Source organism: Allostreptomyces psammosilenae (genome assembly GCF_013407765.1).
GTDB classification, from domain to species: Bacteria; Actinomycetota; Actinomycetes; order Streptomycetales; family Streptomycetaceae; genus Allostreptomyces; species Allostreptomyces psammosilenae.
Genome location: NZ_JACBZD010000001.1, coordinates 1356629 through 1373117, shown reverse-complemented (window position 1 = coordinate 1373117; position 16489 = coordinate 1356629). Strand labels below are relative to the sequence as shown.

Annotated in this window: 16 protein-coding genes and 1 riboswitch; of the genes, 6 read left to right on the top strand and 10 right to left on the bottom strand. The window is 78.5% G+C overall.

From position 1 onward, the window contains the following. Nucleotides 1–6 precede the first annotated feature (6 nt). Nucleotides 7–1035, bottom strand: coding sequence for a cobalamin biosynthesis protein (locus tag FHU37_RS05400; protein ID WP_179813074.1), 1029 nt, complete (start codon nucleotides 1033–1035; stop codon nucleotides 7–9). A gap of 150 nt (nucleotides 1036–1185) precedes the next feature. Further along, nucleotides 1186–1315, bottom strand: a riboswitch (cobalamin riboswitch). Nucleotides 1316–1534: 219 nt separating this feature from the next. On the opposite strand from FHU37_RS05400, the gene FHU37_RS05395 reads away from it, so the two are divergent. From FHU37_RS05395 to FHU37_RS05385, 3 genes are all read left to right on the top strand, one after another. Beyond that, on the top strand, nucleotides 1535–2197 hold the full coding sequence (locus FHU37_RS05395) for an HAD-IA family hydrolase (RefSeq protein ID WP_179813073.1): 663 nt from the start codon (nucleotides 1535–1537) through the stop codon (nucleotides 2195–2197). A 170-nt stretch (nucleotides 2198–2367) separates the two neighbouring features. Then, nucleotides 2368–3399, top strand: a complete 1032-nt coding sequence (locus FHU37_RS05390) for a ferric reductase-like transmembrane domain-containing protein (protein ID WP_179813072.1) — start codon at nucleotides 2368–2370, stop codon at nucleotides 3397–3399. Nucleotides 3400–3466: 67 nt separating this feature from the next. Then, on the top strand, nucleotides 3467–4852 hold the full coding sequence (locus FHU37_RS05385; RefSeq protein WP_246449577.1) for an acetamidase/formamidase family protein: 1386 nt from the start codon (nucleotides 3467–3469) through the stop codon (nucleotides 4850–4852). Nucleotides 4853–4876: 24 nt separating this feature from the next. Here FHU37_RS05385 and FHU37_RS05380 read toward each other — a convergent pair whose 3' ends face one another. Beyond that, nucleotides 4877–5479: an NUDIX domain-containing protein gene (locus tag FHU37_RS05380; protein ID WP_179813070.1), complete on the bottom strand. Its 603-nt coding sequence runs from the start codon at nucleotides 5477–5479 to the stop codon at nucleotides 4877–4879. Nucleotides 5480–5637: 158 nt separating this feature from the next. Here FHU37_RS05380 and FHU37_RS05375 point away from each other — a divergent pair, with 158 nt between their 5' ends. Then, the gene (locus FHU37_RS05375) at nucleotides 5638–6240 is read left to right on the top strand and encodes a GNAT family N-acetyltransferase (RefSeq protein WP_179813069.1); all 603 of its coding nucleotides are present in this window, start codon (nucleotides 5638–5640) and stop codon (nucleotides 6238–6240) included. A gap of 12 nt (nucleotides 6241–6252) precedes the next feature. Here FHU37_RS05375 and FHU37_RS05370 read toward each other — a convergent pair whose 3' ends face one another. Next, nucleotides 6253–7239 (bottom strand): ribokinase, encoded by a 987-nt coding sequence (locus FHU37_RS05370; protein WP_179813068.1) that lies wholly within the window; start codon nucleotides 7237–7239, stop codon nucleotides 6253–6255. Between the two features lie 398 nt (nucleotides 7240–7637). Between FHU37_RS05370 and FHU37_RS05365 the strand changes: the two genes are divergently transcribed. After that, the gene (locus FHU37_RS05365; RefSeq protein ID WP_179813067.1) at nucleotides 7638–8051 is read left to right on the top strand and encodes a four-helix bundle copper-binding protein; all 414 of its coding nucleotides are present in this window, start codon (nucleotides 7638–7640) and stop codon (nucleotides 8049–8051) included. Between the two features lie 54 nt (nucleotides 8052–8105). Further along, nucleotides 8106–8999, top strand: a complete 894-nt coding sequence (locus tag FHU37_RS05360; protein WP_179813066.1) for a MerR family transcriptional regulator — start codon at nucleotides 8106–8108, stop codon at nucleotides 8997–8999. 37 nt (nucleotides 9000–9036) lie between these two features. Here the strand turns inward: FHU37_RS05360 and FHU37_RS27405 are convergent, their stop codons facing one another. From FHU37_RS27405 to FHU37_RS05330, 7 genes are all read right to left on the bottom strand, one after another. Then, the gene (locus tag FHU37_RS27405; protein ID WP_312892435.1) at nucleotides 9037–10065 is read right to left on the bottom strand and encodes a nucleotidyl transferase AbiEii/AbiGii toxin family protein; all 1029 of its coding nucleotides are present in this window, start codon (nucleotides 10063–10065) and stop codon (nucleotides 9037–9039) included. Then, complete coding sequence (locus FHU37_RS27400; protein WP_312892434.1) at nucleotides 10062–10781, bottom strand: hypothetical protein; 720 nt, start codon at nucleotides 10779–10781, stop codon at nucleotides 10062–10064. Before FHU37_RS27400 ends, FHU37_RS27405 begins: the two co-directional genes overlap by 4 nt. A gap of 91 nt (nucleotides 10782–10872) precedes the next feature. Then, nucleotides 10873–11877, bottom strand: a complete 1005-nt coding sequence (locus FHU37_RS05350) for a hypothetical protein (protein WP_179813065.1) — start codon at nucleotides 11875–11877, stop codon at nucleotides 10873–10875. A 69-nt stretch (nucleotides 11878–11946) separates the two neighbouring features. Next, on the bottom strand, nucleotides 11947–12915 hold the full coding sequence (locus FHU37_RS05345) for a polysaccharide pyruvyl transferase family protein (protein WP_179813064.1): 969 nt from the start codon (nucleotides 12913–12915) through the stop codon (nucleotides 11947–11949). Next, complete coding sequence (locus FHU37_RS05340) at nucleotides 12912–14120, bottom strand: glycosyltransferase family 9 protein (RefSeq protein WP_179813063.1); 1209 nt, start codon at nucleotides 14118–14120, stop codon at nucleotides 12912–12914. The genes FHU37_RS05345 and FHU37_RS05340 overlap by 4 nt, the downstream gene beginning before the upstream one ends. Further along, nucleotides 14117–15658, bottom strand: coding sequence for a D-glycero-beta-D-manno-heptose 1-phosphate adenylyltransferase (gene rfaE2 / locus FHU37_RS05335; RefSeq protein WP_179813062.1), 1542 nt, complete (start codon nucleotides 15656–15658; stop codon nucleotides 14117–14119). Before rfaE2 ends, FHU37_RS05340 begins: the two co-directional genes overlap by 4 nt. Beyond that, on the bottom strand, nucleotides 15655–16374 hold the full coding sequence (locus FHU37_RS05330; RefSeq protein WP_376774012.1) for a D-sedoheptulose-7-phosphate isomerase: 720 nt from the start codon (nucleotides 16372–16374) through the stop codon (nucleotides 15655–15657). The genes rfaE2 and FHU37_RS05330 overlap by 4 nt, the downstream gene beginning before the upstream one ends. Between the last annotated feature and the right edge of the window lie 115 nt (nucleotides 16375–16489).

Sequence of the window (16489 nt, the reverse complement as noted above, 5' to 3'; positions counted from 1 at the left end):
CCTCCTTCACTGCTGTGGCCGGCGCCGGCGCGGACGCCGACGCGATCGGACGGGGAGTCGGGGGGCCGCCACGGCTCCGGCGGCGCCGCGGAGCCGGGCGGACAGCGCGGTGGCGGCCAGACGGCCGGTCAGCCCGGCGGCCAGCGCCAGCAGGCCGACCCGACCGGAGAGCCGGACGGCGCGTTCGATGTCCGCGGTGTCCACCGGGCGCAGCTCGGCGCCGAGCACCGGCCGGTGCTCGACGCGCCCGCCGTAGCTGAGCGTCCCGCCGAGGCGCACGCCGAGGGCGCCGGCGAAGGCCGCCTCCACCGGGCCCGCGTTGGGGCTGGGGTGCCGGCGGCCGTCGCGCCGGGCGGTGCGCAGCGCGCGGGCCGGGTGGGGTCCGGCCAGCGCGGTCAGCGCGACGGTGAGGCGGGAGCCGGGCAGGCCGGCGGCGTCGTCGAGCCGGGCGGCGGCCCAGCCGAAGGACCGGTAGCGCGGGGAGCGGTGGCCGACCATGGCGTCCAGGGTGTTGACGGCGCGGAAGGCGAGCAGCCCCGGCGTGCCGGCCAGCCCGCCCCAGACCAGGGCGCCGACGACCGCGTCGGAGGTGTTCTCGGCGACGGACTCCACGACGGCGCGGGCGATGTCCGGCGCCTGGAGCGCCTGCGGGTCGCGCCCGCACAGGTGCGGCAGGCGGGCCCGGGCGGCGTCGAGGTCCCCGGCGTCGAGGTGCGCGGCGATCGCCCGGGCCTCGCGGCCCAGGGTGGTGCCGCCGAGCACGGAGGCGACCGCGGTGGCGGCCAGCGCGGCGTGGGCCGCGGGGTGGCGGCGGGTGAGCCGGTCGGTCAGCGCGGCGGCGGCCGTGACCGCGCCGACGCTCAGGCCGGTGTGCAGGACTCCGGGCAGGCGGGCGTCCCGCCACAGCCGTCGCTCCAGGGCCGCCGCGGCGCGCCCGAAGGCGGCCACGGGGTGGCCGCGACGGGGGTCGCCAAGCAGACGGTCGCCGAGATATCCGGCCGCGGCGCCGACCACCCAGGCGTGTTCGGCGCGCACGGGTCAGTGCGCGCGGGGCGGGCGCGGGGCGCGGGCGGTGGTGCTCCCGCCCCCGGCGCTGGGGCGGTCCGGCGGGGTCGGCGGCGTGCCGATCATGGCGGTGTCCTCACTCGGGGTCCGCGCCCCGGGTCGAAGCGGAGCGGGGGCACGAGTGTCCTGGCTCCCGGATCGTCGCCCGACGCGCGGCCTTCCAGCCGGACGGTGCCGGCCGTGGCTGACGTGTGCGCGTGGACTCCCCGGTGACAGTGGCGGGACCGCGCCGGATTCGCACCGGCTTCCTCCATTGCCCTCCGCGTGGTGGCGTCTGGCATCCCAGCACGCCGGAACGGAGCTCGTCAATCCGGCCCTCGCGCCGCGTGTCCCCGGTGTCGCTCTGCGCGGTGGCGGCGCCCGGCGGGCGGCCGGTCGCGCCCGGATGTGAGCAGGCCCACCTGCCGGGCACCGGGGTCACCGGGCGGATCCCCCCTGGTGGGGGATGTTCGGTGGCTAGGGTTGACGCGTGATTCTTGACGCTGACGCGCTGCTGTTCGACATGGACGGGACCCTGGTGGACTCGGGGCCGGTGACCGAGCGCTGCTGGGCGCTGTGGGCGGAGGAGTTCGGCATAGCGCCCGAGGACTTCGCCCGGGTCTACAGCCACGGCCAGCCCTCGTCGAACATCGTCACCAAGGTGCTGCCGCGGGAGCGGTGGGCCGAGGGCCAGGCGCGGATCGAGGAGCTCGAGGTCTCCACGGCCGAGGGGCTGGTGCTGCTGCCGGGCGCCCGGGAGCTGCTGGCCTCGTTGGACGGGGCGCCCTGGGCGATCGTCACCTCCTGCTCGGTGCCGCTGGCGGAGGCCCGGATGGGCGCGGCCGGGCTGACCGCGCCGCTGGTGGTCACGGCCGACGACGTGAGCCGGGGCAAGCCGTCCCCGGAGCCGTTCCTGCTGGGGGCGCAGAAGCTCGGCGTGGCCCCGGAGCGCTGCCTGGTCTTCGAGGACGCCCCGGCCGGGGTGGCCGCGGCCCGGGCGGCCGGGATGGAGGTGGTGGCGCTGGCGACCACCTCCCCGCTGGAGAAGCTGGCGGACGCCACCGTGCTGGCGGAGAACCTGGCCTCGGTGCGGCGGCTGCCCCCGCGCGGGCCCGGCCACGCCCCGGTCACCGTCGAGGTGGTCCCCCGGTAGGGGCCGGCCGGGCGCGGTCGACGCGGGGGCGGTGGACCGGGCTCCGCCGAGCGGGCGCGGTTGACCGGGCGCGGGGCGGGAAGTCTGGCGGAAGTCCCGGGAACCAGACGGGGTCGGCGGCCGACCATGTCTCCATCAGGCCCGCGACAGACGTCGAAGGTAGGCGGCCCATGGCGACCGACCCCCGGACCGACCCCACGCGCCACGGCGGGCGCGGCCACGGCCACGCCCGCGCGTCCGCGCCTCCCGCCGAGGCGCGCGCCCGCCCGGACGGCGCCCGGACGGCGCTCGCGGCGGACCTGCGGGCGGCCGTCCCCGACGGCCTGGCCGCGCTCGCCGTGACCGCGTCGGTGTTCGGCTTCCTCTTCCTGCGCGTGCGCTCCGGGGAGTCGGCGACGCTGGAGGTGATGCCGGACCTGGCGGACGCGGGCGAGTACTGGATGTACTGGCTCAGCCAGGCGTTCGGCTGGGCCGGGCTGCTGTGGGCCTATCTGACCGTCGCGCTGGGCCTGCTGGTCGCCGGTCAGCGGCCGGGCCGGCTCCGGGTCTCCCCGCGCACCCTGGAGCGGTGGCACCGCACCACCAGCCTGAACACCCTGGTGCTGATGACCGGCCACGCCGTGATGTTCTTCGCCGAGCTGGTGCGCTACGAGGCGGCGCTGGGCTGGGGCGACCGCCTGCTGACCGGCTTCGTGGACACCTTCGTCCCCGGCGGCTACTCCTCCGGCACCGGGCGGCTGGCCATCCCGATCGGCCAGGCCGCGCTCTACCTGGCCGCCCTGTTGGGGCTCTCCTTCTACCTGCGGCGGCGGATCGGCCCGCGCACCTGGCGGACGCTGCACCGCCTGGTCGTGGTCACCTACGCCCTGAGCGTCTGGCACACCCTGCTGTACGGCACCAACGTGTGGTTCGACGGCTGGCCGCGCACCACGCTGTGGGCGCTCCAGCTCCCGCTGCTGGCCCTGCTCCTGGCGCGCCTGCTGCGGCCGGTGCGGCGCGGCGAGCGACTCGGCGCCGGCGCCTGGCCGGCCCGTCTGGCCACCGGTGCCGCCGTGCTGGCGGTCGCGCTGACCATGGTGGCGGTCGTCGCGGTGCTGGCCACCGGCCGGGACGGCGGCCGGGCCCGCCCCGAGCCGGCGCCGGCCGGCGCCTTAACACGGACGGCATCGGAAGGTGACGTGGGCGAAAGCCGCGGCTCCTAGAAAGGGCGCGGCCCTCCGATCAGGGATGGCCGAAAATCAGCTCCCGCGCCCTTCGGAGGACAGCCACATGGATGCGCACCCGACGGATCTCGGTCAGGTCCGGGACATGCTCGTCGACCGCCTCGGGCGCCGGGGTCTGCTGCGGGCCGCCGCGGCGGTGACCGCCGCCGGGGCGGCGGCGCCGGTGCTGGCCGCCGGCCACGCCGAGGCGGCGGTTCCGGCGGGGCGGATCCACTACCCCAGGGAGGTCCTCCAGCCGGGCAGCGGCCCGATCCACGGGCAGCACTACCTGTCCTCGCTGCCCGAGCAGGTGCGCTGGGGCTATGTGCCGTCGGTCGGCAGCGATCCCGTCCTGCGCATACGATCCGGCCAGACCGTGACGGTCGACTCGGTCTCCCACGAGGGCCTGCTGGAGGACCAGGGCCGCGACCCGCGGGCGTGGTTCGGGCGGCAGGGCGTCCCGGCGAGCCAGGTGCTCCACGACGCGGTGGCCATCGCCCGCGACTACCGGCGCACCGAGCGCGACTTCGACCTGGACGGTCCGCACGTGGTCACCGGCCCCGTCTACGTCGAGGGCGCCGAGCCCGGCGACGTGCTGAAGGTCGAGCCGCTCTCCCTGATGCCCCGCGTGCCCTACGGGGTGATCTCCAGCCGGCACGGCAAGGGGGCGCTGGCCAGGCAGTCGGACGGGTCGGCGGCCGCCGGCATCACCATGGCGGAGGTGATGCCGCCCGTGGCGACCGACGGGCGGGCCACCGGGGACCCCGCCCGCTACGGCAACGTCTCCGTCCTCACCCGCCTGCGTCGCGGCACCGGCGGAGCGGTGAACGGGGTCCTGCCGCTCGGCTCCTCCGGGGAGGTGGCCTTCCCGGTCAACCCGCACATGGGGATGATGGGGGTGGCCTTCGCCGAGGCGGAGTCACCGACCGCGCCGGCGCTGAACTCGATCCCCCCGACCCTCGGCGGCGGCAACATCGACATCCGGCTGCTGGGCTCCGGCAGCGCCTTCTACCTGCCGGTCTTCGCCGAGGGCGCGCTGTTCTACACGGGCGACCCGCACCTGGCGATGGCCAACGGCGAGGTCGCCCTCACCGCGGTCGAGGGCTCCCTGCGCACCACCTTCCGGCTGACCGTGTGCAAGCCGGGCTCCGGCGACGCTCCCTCGGTGGCCTTCCGCTACCCGTTCGGGGAGACCGAGCAGGCGTGGCTGCCCATCGGGCTGTCGGACCCGGACGGCGCCCAGGGCGGTGGCCAGGGCAGCGACCTGGACGTGGCGATGCGCCGCGCCGTCGTCAACGCGCTCGACTTCCTGGAGGCGGACCTCGGGATGGACCGCGCGGTGGCGTACGCCTACCTGTCCGCGGCCGCCGACTTCGCCGTCTCGCAGGTGGTCGACCGCACGGTCGGCGTGCACGGCGTGATCGCCAAGAGCCACTTCACCGGTCGCTCCTAGCCCGGTACCGGCCCCGGCACCGGCTCAGAGCGTCTCGCCGAGGTAGGGGTCCTCCGGGCGGGTGCCGTGGCGCAGCAGGTCGAGCAGGGGGCGGTGCAGGGCGGCCGGGGAGAGCGTGAGCCCCGCGAGCTCCGCGGCGGTCACCCACACCGCCCCCAGCTGCTCGTCGTCGGGCGAGCGCGGCACCGGACGCTCCGGCACCGCGCCGACCGGGGCCGCCAGGAACACCAGCTGGAGGTGCTGCACACCGGGGCTGTCGTCCAGCCAGTTCTCCTGGTGGTAGTCGGGGTGACGCGCCGGCAGGTACTCGCGGACCCACAGCAGCGGCCCGACCTCCACCTCCACGCCGGCCTCCTCCAGGGCCTCCCGGCGGGCGGCCTCGGCCATCGTCTCGCCGGGCTCCTGGCCGCCGCCGGGCAGCGCGTACCACTCGGAGCCGTCCACCCTGCGGTAGGCGGCCAGCAGCAGCCGCCCCTCGTGCACCACCGCCACCCGGGCGGCCGGCCGGATCCGGCCGGGGCGCCGCGCGGGCGGGGCGGGGTCGGGGGCGGTGGCCGGCACCGGCCGCTCCCCCGGCGCGTCCACCGCCGGGGGCGCCGCCCGGTGCCGAGGTGTGACAGCGTCCATGCCGGCCCCCTGACCGCCCGTGGCACGCCACCCGCCGGCGTGCCGTCCGGCCCACCGTACCGGGCGGATCCGACAGCCGGCCGCGGGGCCGCGGGAGGCCGGCCGGCGGCGGCAGAATCCGCTCGCCCACGGCCCGTCGCCCGCTCTAGCATCCCCGGATGCCCCTTCCTGACTTCCCGTGGGAGACCACGCGCCTCACCCTGCGTCCGTTCCGCCCCGACGACCCCGACGACCTCGACGACCTGCACGCCTACCGGTCCCGCCCCGACGTCCACCGCTACCTGTACACGGAGCCCGCCGACCGGGCGGACTCCGAGGCGAACCTGCGGAAGAAGTCCCGCTGGACGGTGGTCGCCGAGAACGAGCCGCTGGTGCTCGCCGCCGAGTGGCGGGCCACCGGCCGGGTCGTCGGCGAGGTCAACCTGGTGCTGCGCAGCCGGGAGCACCGGCAGGGCGAGATCGGCTACGTCTTCCACCCCGACTTCCACGGCCGGGGCTTCGCCACCGAGGCGTCCCGGGTGATGCTCGCCGTGGCCTTCGACTCGCTCGGGCTGCACCGCGTGTGCGGCCGCCTCGACGCCCGGAACACCGCCTCGGCCAGGGTGCTGGAGCGCCTCGGGATGCGGCGGGAGGCGCACCTGCGGGAGAACGAGTGGGTCAAGGGCGAGTGGACCGACGAGGTGGTCTACGCGATGCTCGCGCGGGAGTGGGCGGCCCGGCGCGACCCGGCCGAGGCGCCGCGGCAGGCCGAGGCGCCGTAGCCGGCCGGCGGGTCAGCCGCGGGCGGCCCGCCCGGCCGGGGCGGCGGGCCGCACCGCGCGGTCGATCTCGTCCCGGCGCGGGGCCGAGGCCGCGGCACCGGACCGGGTGACGGAGAGGGCGGCGGCGGCCGTGGCGCGGCGCAGCGCCCCGTCGACGGGGCTCCCCTCGGCCAGGGCGACGGCCAGCACTCCGGCGAAGACGTCCCCCGCGCCGGTGGTGTCCACGGCCGTCACCGGGACGGCCGGGACGACGGTGTGGCCGCCGTCGCGGGTGGCGTGCAGGCAGCCCCGCGCGCCGAGGGTCACCACCACCTCGGGCACCCGGCGCAGCAGCCACCGGACGGCTTCGGCGAGGTCGCCGGTGCCGGCCAGCGCACACGCCTCGTGCTGGTTGGGCACCAGCAGGTCCACCTGTCCGAGCAGGTCGCCGGGGAGTCCGCCGCGCGGGACCGGGGCCGGGGTGAGCACCACCCGGGTGCCCGACGGCGCGACGGCGCGCGCGGCGGCCACCACGGCCGGGACGGGGATCTCCAGCTGGAGCAGCAGCACGCGGGGCGGGCGGTCGCGCAGTGCCCGCAGGTCGTCGGGGTGGGCGCCGGTGGCCGCGTTGGCCCCGGGCACGACGACGATCCGGTTCTCGCCGTCGTCCTCGACGGTGATGTGCGCGGTGCCGGTGGGCAGGCCGGGGTGGACGCGCAGCGCGTCGGTGTCCACGCCCTCCCGGGCCAGGGTGTCCCGCAGCAGGCGGCCGTGGACGTCGTCCCCGACGGTGGCGACCATCCGCACCCGCGCCCCGGCCCGGGCGGCGGCGACCGCCTGGTTGAGCCCCTTGCCGCCGACCGTGGTGGTGAAGCCGTGCCCGCTGACGGTCTCGCCCGCCCCCGGCGCCCGGCCGACGGTGACCACCAGGTCGGCGTTGGCGCTGCCGAGCACCGCGACCGGCACGCCGCCCGGGGCGGCGGAGCTGCTGGGGGTGCCGGCGGAGGCGGATGTGGGCATGGCGGCCTCGGAGGTGTGAAGACGTGGACGTACCGCCGCGCGACCGCTCGGCGCGTGCCGGCGGGGCGCGGTGCGTGGCGCCAACGCTACGGCACCCGGGGAGCGCCCGGGGCTGGTCCACGCGGGTGCGCGGGGCACTGGCCCGAATGTGCCGGCGTGCTCCCGGTGCCGGGCGCCGCGGGGCCGGCCCGTGGGCCGGGGCACGGGGCGTGGGCCGGGGCACGGGGCGTGTCCGTGCCCGCGGACGCATGGGGCCGGTGCTCGGTGGTAGGCCGGGACGGTACCCCGAACGGACGCGGAGGCCGCACACCGGCGCCCCCGAGCGCCGCGGGCACCGCGAGCCCCGTGGGCCCCACGGGACGGGGGACCACGAGCACCAGGAGCATCCGGAGGCCACCATGACCGCCCCCATCGCCAACACCATGCTCGCCAGCCACCCGCGGGGAGCGGGACCGCTGCCCCAGGACCTGCTGGTGGAGTGCCTGGCGAAGCTGGACGAGTGCGCGGAGGCGTGTACCGTCTGCGCCGACGCCTGCCTGGCCGAACCCAACCCGGCGGACCTGGCCACCTGCATCCGGCTGGACATGGACTGCGCGGACGTCTGCGCCACCACCGCCCGGGTGCTGGCCCGCAACACCGGCTTCAACGCCGCGGTCAGCCGCTCGCTGCTGACCGCCTGCATGCAGGTCTGCACCAGCTGCGCCGAGGAGTGCGAGCGGCACGCCCCCACGCACGAGCACTGCCGCATCTGTGCCGAGGCGTGCCGGCGCTGCGCCGACGCCTGCACGGCGCTGGCCCGGCACGTCCCCTGACGCCGCCGGAAGGCCGCTTGCCCGTGCCCCTGGGGCATGGGCCAGGCTGGCCGGGTGAACAGCCACAGCCACCTCACCATCGGCGACCTGGCCGACCGTACCCGCCTGACCCGCAAGGCGCTGCGCCTGTACGGCGACCGCGGACTGCTGCTCCCCCACCGTGTCGACCCGCGCACCGGCGTCCGCTACTACACGCCGGAACACGTCGAGCGGGCCAGGCGGATCGCGCTGCTGCGCGCCCTGGACGTGCCGCTGTCCCGCATCGGCGCCCTCCTCGACCTCGACGGGGCCCGGGCGAGCGCGGAGCTCGCCGACTACTGGAGCGGCCGGGAGAGCCGGCACGCCGCCCACCGGCGCCTGGTGGCCCACGTCCGCGCGGTGCTGGAGGGCCGGGGAGCGCCGGAGGCCGGGGCCGGGTGGGAGCACGTCCTGCTGGAGCGGGACGTCGCCGAGCAGATGGTCGTCAGCATCCAGTCCCACACCGACGCCGCCGGGCTGGCCACCACCCTGCGGGAGAGCTCCGAGGCGCTCTTCGCCCACCTGACCGCCGCCGGGGCGCCCCTGAGCGGCCCGGTGCTGACCCTCTACCACGGTCTGGTGAGCGAGGACAGCGAGGGCCCGGTGGAGGTCTGCGCGCCGACCACCGGCCCGGTCCAGCCGGCGGGCCGGATCGCCGTGCGCTTCGAGCCGGCGCACCGCGAGGTCTACGTCCGCGTCGCCAAGCGGGACTGCGCCTACCCGTCGATGGTCGCCGTCCACGACGCCGTCTCCGCCGCGCTGGCGGAGCGCGGCCTGCGGCCGGGCGGACCGGCCCGGGAGGTCACCTACCCCAACTGGGCGACCGCCGCCCCGGACGAGCACGTCGCCGACGTCGCCTACCCGTACCGGCCCGGCACCGCGCCGGAGCCCGGCGGCACGACCGAGCACGTGACCGCGCCGGCCGGGTGACGTCCGCCGGGTGGCGCCGGCCGGGTGGCCGGGAGCATCAGGAGCCGGCCCGGTCCAGGGCGGAGCGCAGGGCGTCGGCCAGCCGGTGCTGCCAGTCCCGCGCCGTGCCGGGGACGTCGGGGTACTCGGCCTGGAACTCCGCCCACTCCACGCCCGTCAGGGCGACGACCGTCTCCGGACCCACCTCGCGGGGGACGTCCGGGTAGGCCGGCTCCAGCACGCGGCGCAGCAGCTCCGGCTCCAGGGTGGTGTGCTCGGCCAGCAGCACGGCGTCGTAGAGGTCCTTGCCCTGCGGGTAGGAGTCGCCGACCAGCCACAGCAGCTTCCAGGCGAGCGACAGGCCCCGTCCGGCGCCGAGGACGAGGGCGGGCTCCCGCTCGGGGTCGGCCGCGGGCACCAGGCAGACCTCGGGCGGCTCGGGGAGCCTCTCGCCGAAGACGAAGTCCATCTGGACGGTGCCCGGCGGCAGCCCCTCGGCCCGCCAGGGCAGGACGAGGCGCCGCCCCTCGGCGCGCTCGTACGTCCAGATCTCGTCGGTGGTGACGCGGTCGGGCAGCAGGAGCACCTCGGCGGGGGTTCCGGGTGCCGACGAGGTGACCCGGGGGTGCGCGCGGACGGCCTCGCGCACGCCGGCGAAGAGCTCGGCGGCCAGCGGGCCGTCCGGTGCGGCGGTGTGCGGCAGCACGACCCAGTCGAGGTCGCCGGGTTCCCGGGCGCGGTCCCCGAACCAGGCGCGCAGCAGCACGCTGCCGCGCAGCACGAGGTTCTCCTGCCAGGGCGAGTCGGCGAGCCGGGCCAGCAGGTGGTCCATCACCGCCCGGCGCGCGGCCCGCCAGCGCAGGGCGGTGGGCTCGTCGTCGAAGAGCGGTTCACCGGCCCGGAAGGCCCGGAAGTAGTGCTTCAGCGCCGGATCGAAGATCGGCTCCTGCCGGACGCCGGCCGACACCGCGACCGGCTGGTAGGTCCGGGGGAAGTCCCCGGCGCCGGCCGGCGGGGCGGGGGGCGGCAAACCGGGCCGGTACGGGCCGCCGCCGATCGCCGGCCACCGGGCCCATGAGGTGTTCACCGCGCGCCCTCCCCCCGGCCGGGCCGGGCCGCCGGCGTGTCGTCCTCCGCCCAGCCGGCGTCCACGGCCAGGTTGTCGTCGTGCACCACGTACTCCTCCTCCACTTCCACGACCCGGTGACCGGCGGCGGTGAGGTCCTCCACCAGCGCGGCCAGCCGTGCGGCGGCCTCCGGGCGCCCCACCCCGCGGCACCGCTGGGTGACGAAACGTTCCTGCCGACCGTCCCCGACGACCCGCCGGGCGTTGCGGGAGACGTGTCCGCCGTGCGGCGCCGCGGTCCGCGCCAGCGCCACGACCTCGGCCTCGCCGCCGAGCACCACCTTGACGTGGTGCTCGAAGTACTCGTGCGCGCCCCGCCCGACGGCCTGCTCGGGGGAGCCCGGCACGTCCTGGTTCCACGGCGCGGCCTCGATCTTGGTGCGCACGACCGCGAACCCGGCCGCCGCCAGACCGTCGGCCAGCCCGGACGCCTCCTCGCGCAGTGCCGTGAGCGTGCCGGCGCGGGTCCGGCTCACCATGGGCTGCCGCGGCGTGCGGCCGCGGTCCAGCACGATGTGGGTGTACTTCAGTCCGTGGGCGGCGGCCCAGGCGCGCAGCCGCCGCTCGGCGGCCGGCGTCCCGTCCTCCGCCCCTGCCTGCGGCCCGCCGCCGGGCTCGGGGCCGTCCGGCAGCCGCACGGTGAGGTGGATCTCGAACTCCCCGGCGAACTGGCGCACCGTTCCCCCTCCTCTCCCCCGCCCGCCCGGCTCCCGGTCCGGCGGGTGTCCGTCCCCGTGACGCTAACAGCGCCCACCGGGCGGCGGCGCGTCAGCCGTCAGCCGTCAGCCGTGAGCCGTCAGCTGACGCCGGCTCGGCGCGGAAGAGCTGACACAGCAGCTCCACGCCGAGGCCGCCGACCAGCAGCCGCTCCTTGGCGTTGCCGAGCAGCCGCCCGGTCCAGTCGGTGAAACCGCCGTCCGCGACGGCGATGTCGGTGCCGTCGGGGGTGACCGCGTGGACGTGGAAGCACACCCGGCGGTAGTAGCCCCGGCCGACGACCCGCTGGTCGTCGAAGGCCAGCTCGACCTCGGGGAAGCGTTCGGCCAGCGGCTCCATGACGCGTTCCCGCAGCTCCACCTCGCGCGGCACCCGGTCCAGCTCGGTCAGCGCCACCCGGAGGCGGCCGAGGGCGAAGCCCTGCCGGCCCGCCTCGCGCAGCAGGCGCAGGAGCACCTCGAGCTGTCCCCGCAGGGCCTGGGTCTCGAACCGGAACGACCCGGTGTCGCGGCCGGCGGTGGTGAGGGCCAGCATCCGGAAGTGCGGGCGCCAGCCCTCGGGCACGGGCTGGGCGCGCACCAGGCGGTGCAGGGCGAACAGCCGCACCGTCCCGGCGTCCCCGCGGTCCTCGCGCAGCCGGGCGCGGCGCCGCAGCGCGCACTCCAGGGCGAGGGTGTTGGTGGAGTCGGCGACCACCTCGCCGCCGCGGTCCGCGGCCAGCACCCGGTTCTGGTCGACGGTGGCCACGGCGGCGACCGTGCCCAGCGGGGTGACCGGGGAGAGGTCCAGCCCGGTGAAGCCGGCGTCGTCGAGCACGGGCAGGGCCAGCCGGTCGAAGGCCGCGAACAGGGCCGGCGCGACCGGGGAGGGGCGGAACAGCCGGCCGCCCGCGTAGCGCTCCAGAACCCGGGCCGGCGTGGTCGCGGCCGCCCGGCGCCGGTGCACCGCGAGCAGCAGGGAGTGCAGGTCGCTGGGGCTGAGGCGGTCGGCCAACACCTCGACGAGGTCCGGGACGCCGGCCGCCCGCTCGACGCGTCGCAACAGGGCATCGTCCATGCCCGGCATGCTCCCAGCCGGCCGGGCCCGGCGGCCACCGAGTTCCCAGCGGCCCCGGTGGCGCGCCGGTCACTCCGGCCCCGCCCGCCGCCCGCCGAGCGCGTCGACCAGCGCCTCCAGCTGGGGCGTCGGCGTGCCGGGGAGGGTGCGGGCGGCCTCGCGGGCCGCCTCCCGGCCCTCCTGGCTGGTGCACCAGCGCCACCAGTGGTCCAGGCCCTCGGCGGTGACCTCCTCGGCGCGCAGCAGCGCGGGCCAGGACGCCACGGCGGCCTGCGCGGTGACCTTGCCGCCGCCGAGCACGGAGTCCACCGCGAGCGCCGGGATCCCGTTGCGCAGGGCGAGCACCAGCCCGTGCAGGCGGTTGGTGACCATCACGTCCACCCGGCGCAGCACGGCCTCGAACTGCTCGGGGGTGCGGGGCAGCCAGGGGTCGGCGCGGTCCAGGCGGGTCTCCAGGGGGAGCCGGGCGCACTCCAGGCCGGTCAGCCAGCCGGTGATGGTGTCCACGATGACGCCGTGCCGGCGCCGCTCGCCGTACTCGCCCTGCTCGCGGGTGAGGGCCACGCCGGCCACCGGCGGCGCGGCGGGTGACAGGGCCGGCGGCAGCGGCGAGGGCGGCGGCGGTGGGGCGGCCCAGGACAGGTCGGGCAGCGCCTGGGCCAGGTCGGTGTCGGGCGCGTCGCGGGCCCAGACGCGGTGGAAGCCGGCCGCCGCCGGGTCGTCGTGGTCGATCACGCTGACCCCGACGGCCAGCCGGCGGCAGTCCGCGAACCGGCCGTGCAACCCGGCGACCTGCGGCCCGTGGACGGGCCCGCAGACGAACACCAGCGTGCCGTAGTCCTGCGGGCGGACGTCGTCCAGGCAGAGCCGTCCGGGGCGGAAGCCGGGGCTCCAGGCGACGTCGTACGGCGCGCCGGCCCGCTCCAGGGCGGCCCGGACGGCGCCGAGGGCGAGGACGTCGCCGGCGGTGGCCTCGCCGTGCAGGAAGCTGAACCAGCCGACCAGGAGGGTGCGGTCGGGGCGCTGCGAGTCGGTCATGGCGTGGGTCCCGGAACGCGCGTCAGGGGCGGAGGCGGGCGGAGGGGGCCGGGCGGGGCGGCGGCCGCCGGGCGGGCGCGGGCGTCGGCCGCGGCGAGCGCCCGGGCGCAGGCGTCCAGCACCTCGGGGACGCCGAGTGCCTCCAGCGCGGGGTCGGTCACCGCGCCGTGCGGGTCGCCCCGGTAGCCGTCGGGGGCGGCGTGCAGGGCGACGTGGAAGGGGCGGGGCGGCGGCCCCCACTCGCGCGGCGGCACCGGCCCGAACAGCACGACGGAGGGCCGGGCGAAGGCGCTGGCGAGGTGGGCGGTTCCGGTGTCGCCGCAGACCACGAGGTCCGCGCCGGCGACCACCCGGGCCAGCGCGGCCAGGTCGGTGCGGCCGGCGAGCAGCGCGGCGGCCGGCAGGTCGGCCTGGCGGACCACCTCGGCGGCGAGGTACTCCTCGTCGGCCCCGCCGGTGACCACCACGTGCCGGCCGGCCGAGGCCAGTTCCCTGGCCACCGCGGCGAACCGTTCCATCGGCCAGCGGCGGGCCGGCGCGGCGGCGCCGGGGTGCACCACCACGTAGCCGCGCTCGCCGGGGGCGGCTCCCGGCCGTCCGGCCGGGAGCCCGGGAAGCCCGGGGAGGGCCCGGGTGCCGGCCCACGGGTCGGCGGGGACGCCGCGCCGGTCGGCAGGCCGGCGGCTCCCGGGGCTCCGGGCGCCCCCGGCCGGCGGGGCCGGCAGCGGGAGGGGCAGCAGCAGGTCGGTGGGGTCGGCGGGGATGCCGTGCTCCACCAGCAGGCGGCACCAGCGCTCCACCTCGTGCTCCCCGGCGCGCCAGCGCACCGGCGCGCCACCCGGCCGGGGCGGGCCGGCGGTTGCGGCCGGGCCCGGCGGCCCGTCCGGCCGGTCGTCGGCGTCGAAGGCGATCAGCCGGCCGGGGCGCAGGCGTTCCAGCAGGGTGTGGCTGCGCCATCCCCGGCCGTGCAGGTCCACGGCGACGTCCGGCGGCGGCCCCGCCCAGTCCAGGGGTTCCAGCTCCCCGGCGGGCAGGTGGCGGTCGAAGGCGCCGGTGAGCGGGACGAGCGGGGCCAGCGGCGCCGGGGCGGCCAGCACCGTCTCGTGGTCCGGGTAGGCCCGGCGCAGCGCGCGGTAGGCGGGGACGCCGGTGAGGAAGTCGCCCAGGTAGAGGGCGCGGAGCACCAGCAGGCGGGGCCGGCTCACCGCGGCCACGCCCGTCCGGACGGGCGGGCGGGGGTGCCGCCGGCCGGGAGGCCCGCCCCGTCGCGGGCTTCGCGGGCGTCGCGGGCGTCACGGGCCGCCCGCAGCGACTCGGCGGCGGCCTGGGCGAGGGAGGTGGTGGAGCGCCCGGAGAGGAACGGCACGGTGAGCACCCGGCCGCCCCAGGACTCCACCAGGGGGGTCTCCGGCAGGTCGGCGCCGGAGTAGTCGCCGCCCTTGACCCACACGTCCGGGCGGAGCGCGCGCAGCGCCCGCTCGGGGGTGGTCTCCTCGAACACCACCACGGCGTCCACGCAGTCCAGGGCGGCGAGCACGGCGGCCCGGTCGTGCTGGTCGTTGAGCGGCCGGCCCGGGCCCTTCAGGGCGCGCACGGAGGCGTCGGAGTTGAGCAGTACGACCAGGCAGTCGCCCAGCGAGCGGGCGGCGCGCAGGGTGGCGACGTGGCCGGCGTGCAGCAGGTCGTAGCAGCCGCCGGTGGCCACCACGGTCCCGCCGCGGGCCCGCACGGCCGCGGCGGCCGGGGGCAGCGCCGTCCCGGACGCGGCCCGCCCCGGGGCGACGGACTCCGCGGGGGGCGCCGCGGCCGGGCGGGCGTGCACGGCGGCGGCCCCGCCGGCCGCGAGGAAGCGGGCGGCCGAGGCCACCGCGTCCTCCACCGCCTCGGCGGGGAGCGCGCCCCCGCCCAGGCGCAGCGCGAGGGTCGCGGCGAAGCGGTCCCCGGCGCCGCACGGGTCCGGGGCCAGGACGTCCGGCGCGGGAACCGCGCAGGTGCTCCCGGCGGCGCGGGCGAGCAGGGCGCCGCGGGCGCCGAGCGTCACGCAGACGGCGTCGGCGCTCCAGCGTTCGCGCAGGGCGTGGGCGAGCGCGGTCATCCGGTGGACCAGCGTCCCCGGGCCGGGCGCGGCGGGCGCGGCGGCGGAGCCGGCGGCGGTGGGGCGGGCGGCGAAGTCCAGCGCCTCGGCCTGGTTGGGGGTGACCACGCTGGTGCCGGGCACCGGCTCGCTGCCCCGCGGGTGCGGGTCCCAGACCAGGGGGACCGCGCCGGCGCGCTCGCCGAGGGCGCGGCGCAGCGCCGGCAGCGCGGTGGCGCCGCGCCCGTAGTCGGCGACCAGCAGGGCGCCGGCCGTCCGCACGGCGCGCACCGCCTCGTCCGGCACCTCGCCGGTCGGCCGGCCGCCGGCGCGGTCCAGGCGCAGCAGGGTCTGCCCGCCGGCGCGGATCCGGGTCTTCTCGGCGGGGGGTCCGTCGGCCGGCAGCGGGACCACCCGCAGGTGCGGGCGGAGCAGGGCGTGGGCGCGGCGGCCCCGGGGGTCGTCGGAGAGCGGGGTGACCAGCACGACGTCGTGGCCGTCCCGGGCGGCGAGCAGCGCGGCCAGCCCGGCCCCGCCGGGACGCAGCGTCTCCGCGGGGTCGTCGACGACGGGCGCGGGGGCGTCCGGGCACAGCCGGGTGGCGGTGCCGTCCAGGTCGCGGTCGAGCAGCAGGTCTCCGACGACGACCAGCGGGCGTCGTGCCGTCATGCGTGCCTCCTCCGGCCGCTCCAGGCCGTGCCGGCGGGGTCGGCGGACGCCGCCTCGGGCCGGCGGCGGGTCGCGCCCGGACCGGCCGCCGCGCCGGGTGGCGTGGCGGCGCCGGGTCCGGGGCCGGGGCCGAGCTCCCCCAGGGCGGCGTCGATGGCGCCGCAGAGGGTGTGCACGGCGACCAGGTGGAGTTCCTGCACGGTCGCGGTGCGCGCGCCGGGGGTGCACAGCACCTCGTCGGCGATGTCGGCCAACGGGTTGGGGCGCGGCCCGGTCATCGCCCACACCTGGACGCCGATCGCCCGGGCCGCCTCGGCCGCGGCGACCAGGTTGGCGCTGCGGCCGCTGGTGGACAGCAGCATCAGCACGTCGCCGGGGCGGCCGTGCGCGCCGACCTGGCGGGCGAACATCTCCTCCACCCCGTAGTCGTTGGCTATCGCGGTGCAGCTGGAGGTGTCGGCGTGCAGGGCGATGGCGGACAGCGGGCGGCGCTCCTCGACGTAGCGGCCGACGAGTTCGGCGGTGAGGTGCTGGGCCTGCGCGGCGCTGCCGCCGTTGCCGGCGGCCAGCAGGCGCCCGCCGTCGCGCAGCAGGGTGGCCAGGCAGGCGCCCCAGCGGTCGATGGTGGGCGCCAGCCGGGTGAACCGCTCCAGGGCCTCGGCCAGGTCGGTGAGGTGGCCGGTGGTGGTGGGGCGCGCGGGGACGGCCGGGGGCACGACCGGGGCCGGGGCGGTGGGCGGACGGCGCGCCGCCAGCAGCGGGCGGCGGTGGGCGGACGGACCGGCGCCGTCGCGGGCGGGTGCGGCGGGGGCGCCGTCGGCGCGGCGCAGG

Excerpts from the sequence above, each read along its gene's own strand:
- FHU37_RS05390 (WP_179813072.1), top strand. The coding sequence starts at position 2,368 with ATGGCGACCGACCCCCGGACCGACCCCACGCGCCACGGCGGGCGCGGC.
- FHU37_RS05385 (WP_246449577.1), top strand. The coding sequence starts at position 3,467 with ATGGATGCGCACCCGACGGATCTCGGTCAGGTCCGGGACATGCTCGTC.
- FHU37_RS05380 (WP_179813070.1), bottom strand. The coding sequence starts at position 5,479 with ATGGACGCTGTCACACCTCGGCACCGGGCGGCGCCCCCGGCGGTGGAC.
- FHU37_RS05375 (WP_179813069.1), top strand. The coding sequence starts at position 5,638 with ATGCCCCTTCCTGACTTCCCGTGGGAGACCACGCGCCTCACCCTGCGT.
- FHU37_RS05370 (WP_179813068.1), bottom strand. The coding sequence starts at position 7,239 with ATGCCCACATCCGCCTCCGCCGGCACCCCCAGCAGCTCCGCCGCCCCG.
- FHU37_RS05365 (WP_179813067.1), top strand. The coding sequence starts at position 7,638 with ATGACCGCCCCCATCGCCAACACCATGCTCGCCAGCCACCCGCGGGGA.
- FHU37_RS05350 (WP_179813065.1), bottom strand. The coding sequence starts at position 11,877 with ATGGACGATGCCCTGTTGCGACGCGTCGAGCGGGCGGCCGGCGTCCCG.
- FHU37_RS05345 (WP_179813064.1), bottom strand. The coding sequence starts at position 12,915 with ATGACCGACTCGCAGCGCCCCGACCGCACCCTCCTGGTCGGCTGGTTC.
- rfaE2 (WP_179813062.1), bottom strand. The coding sequence starts at position 15,658 with ATGACGGCACGACGCCCGCTGGTCGTCGTCGGAGACCTGCTGCTCGAC.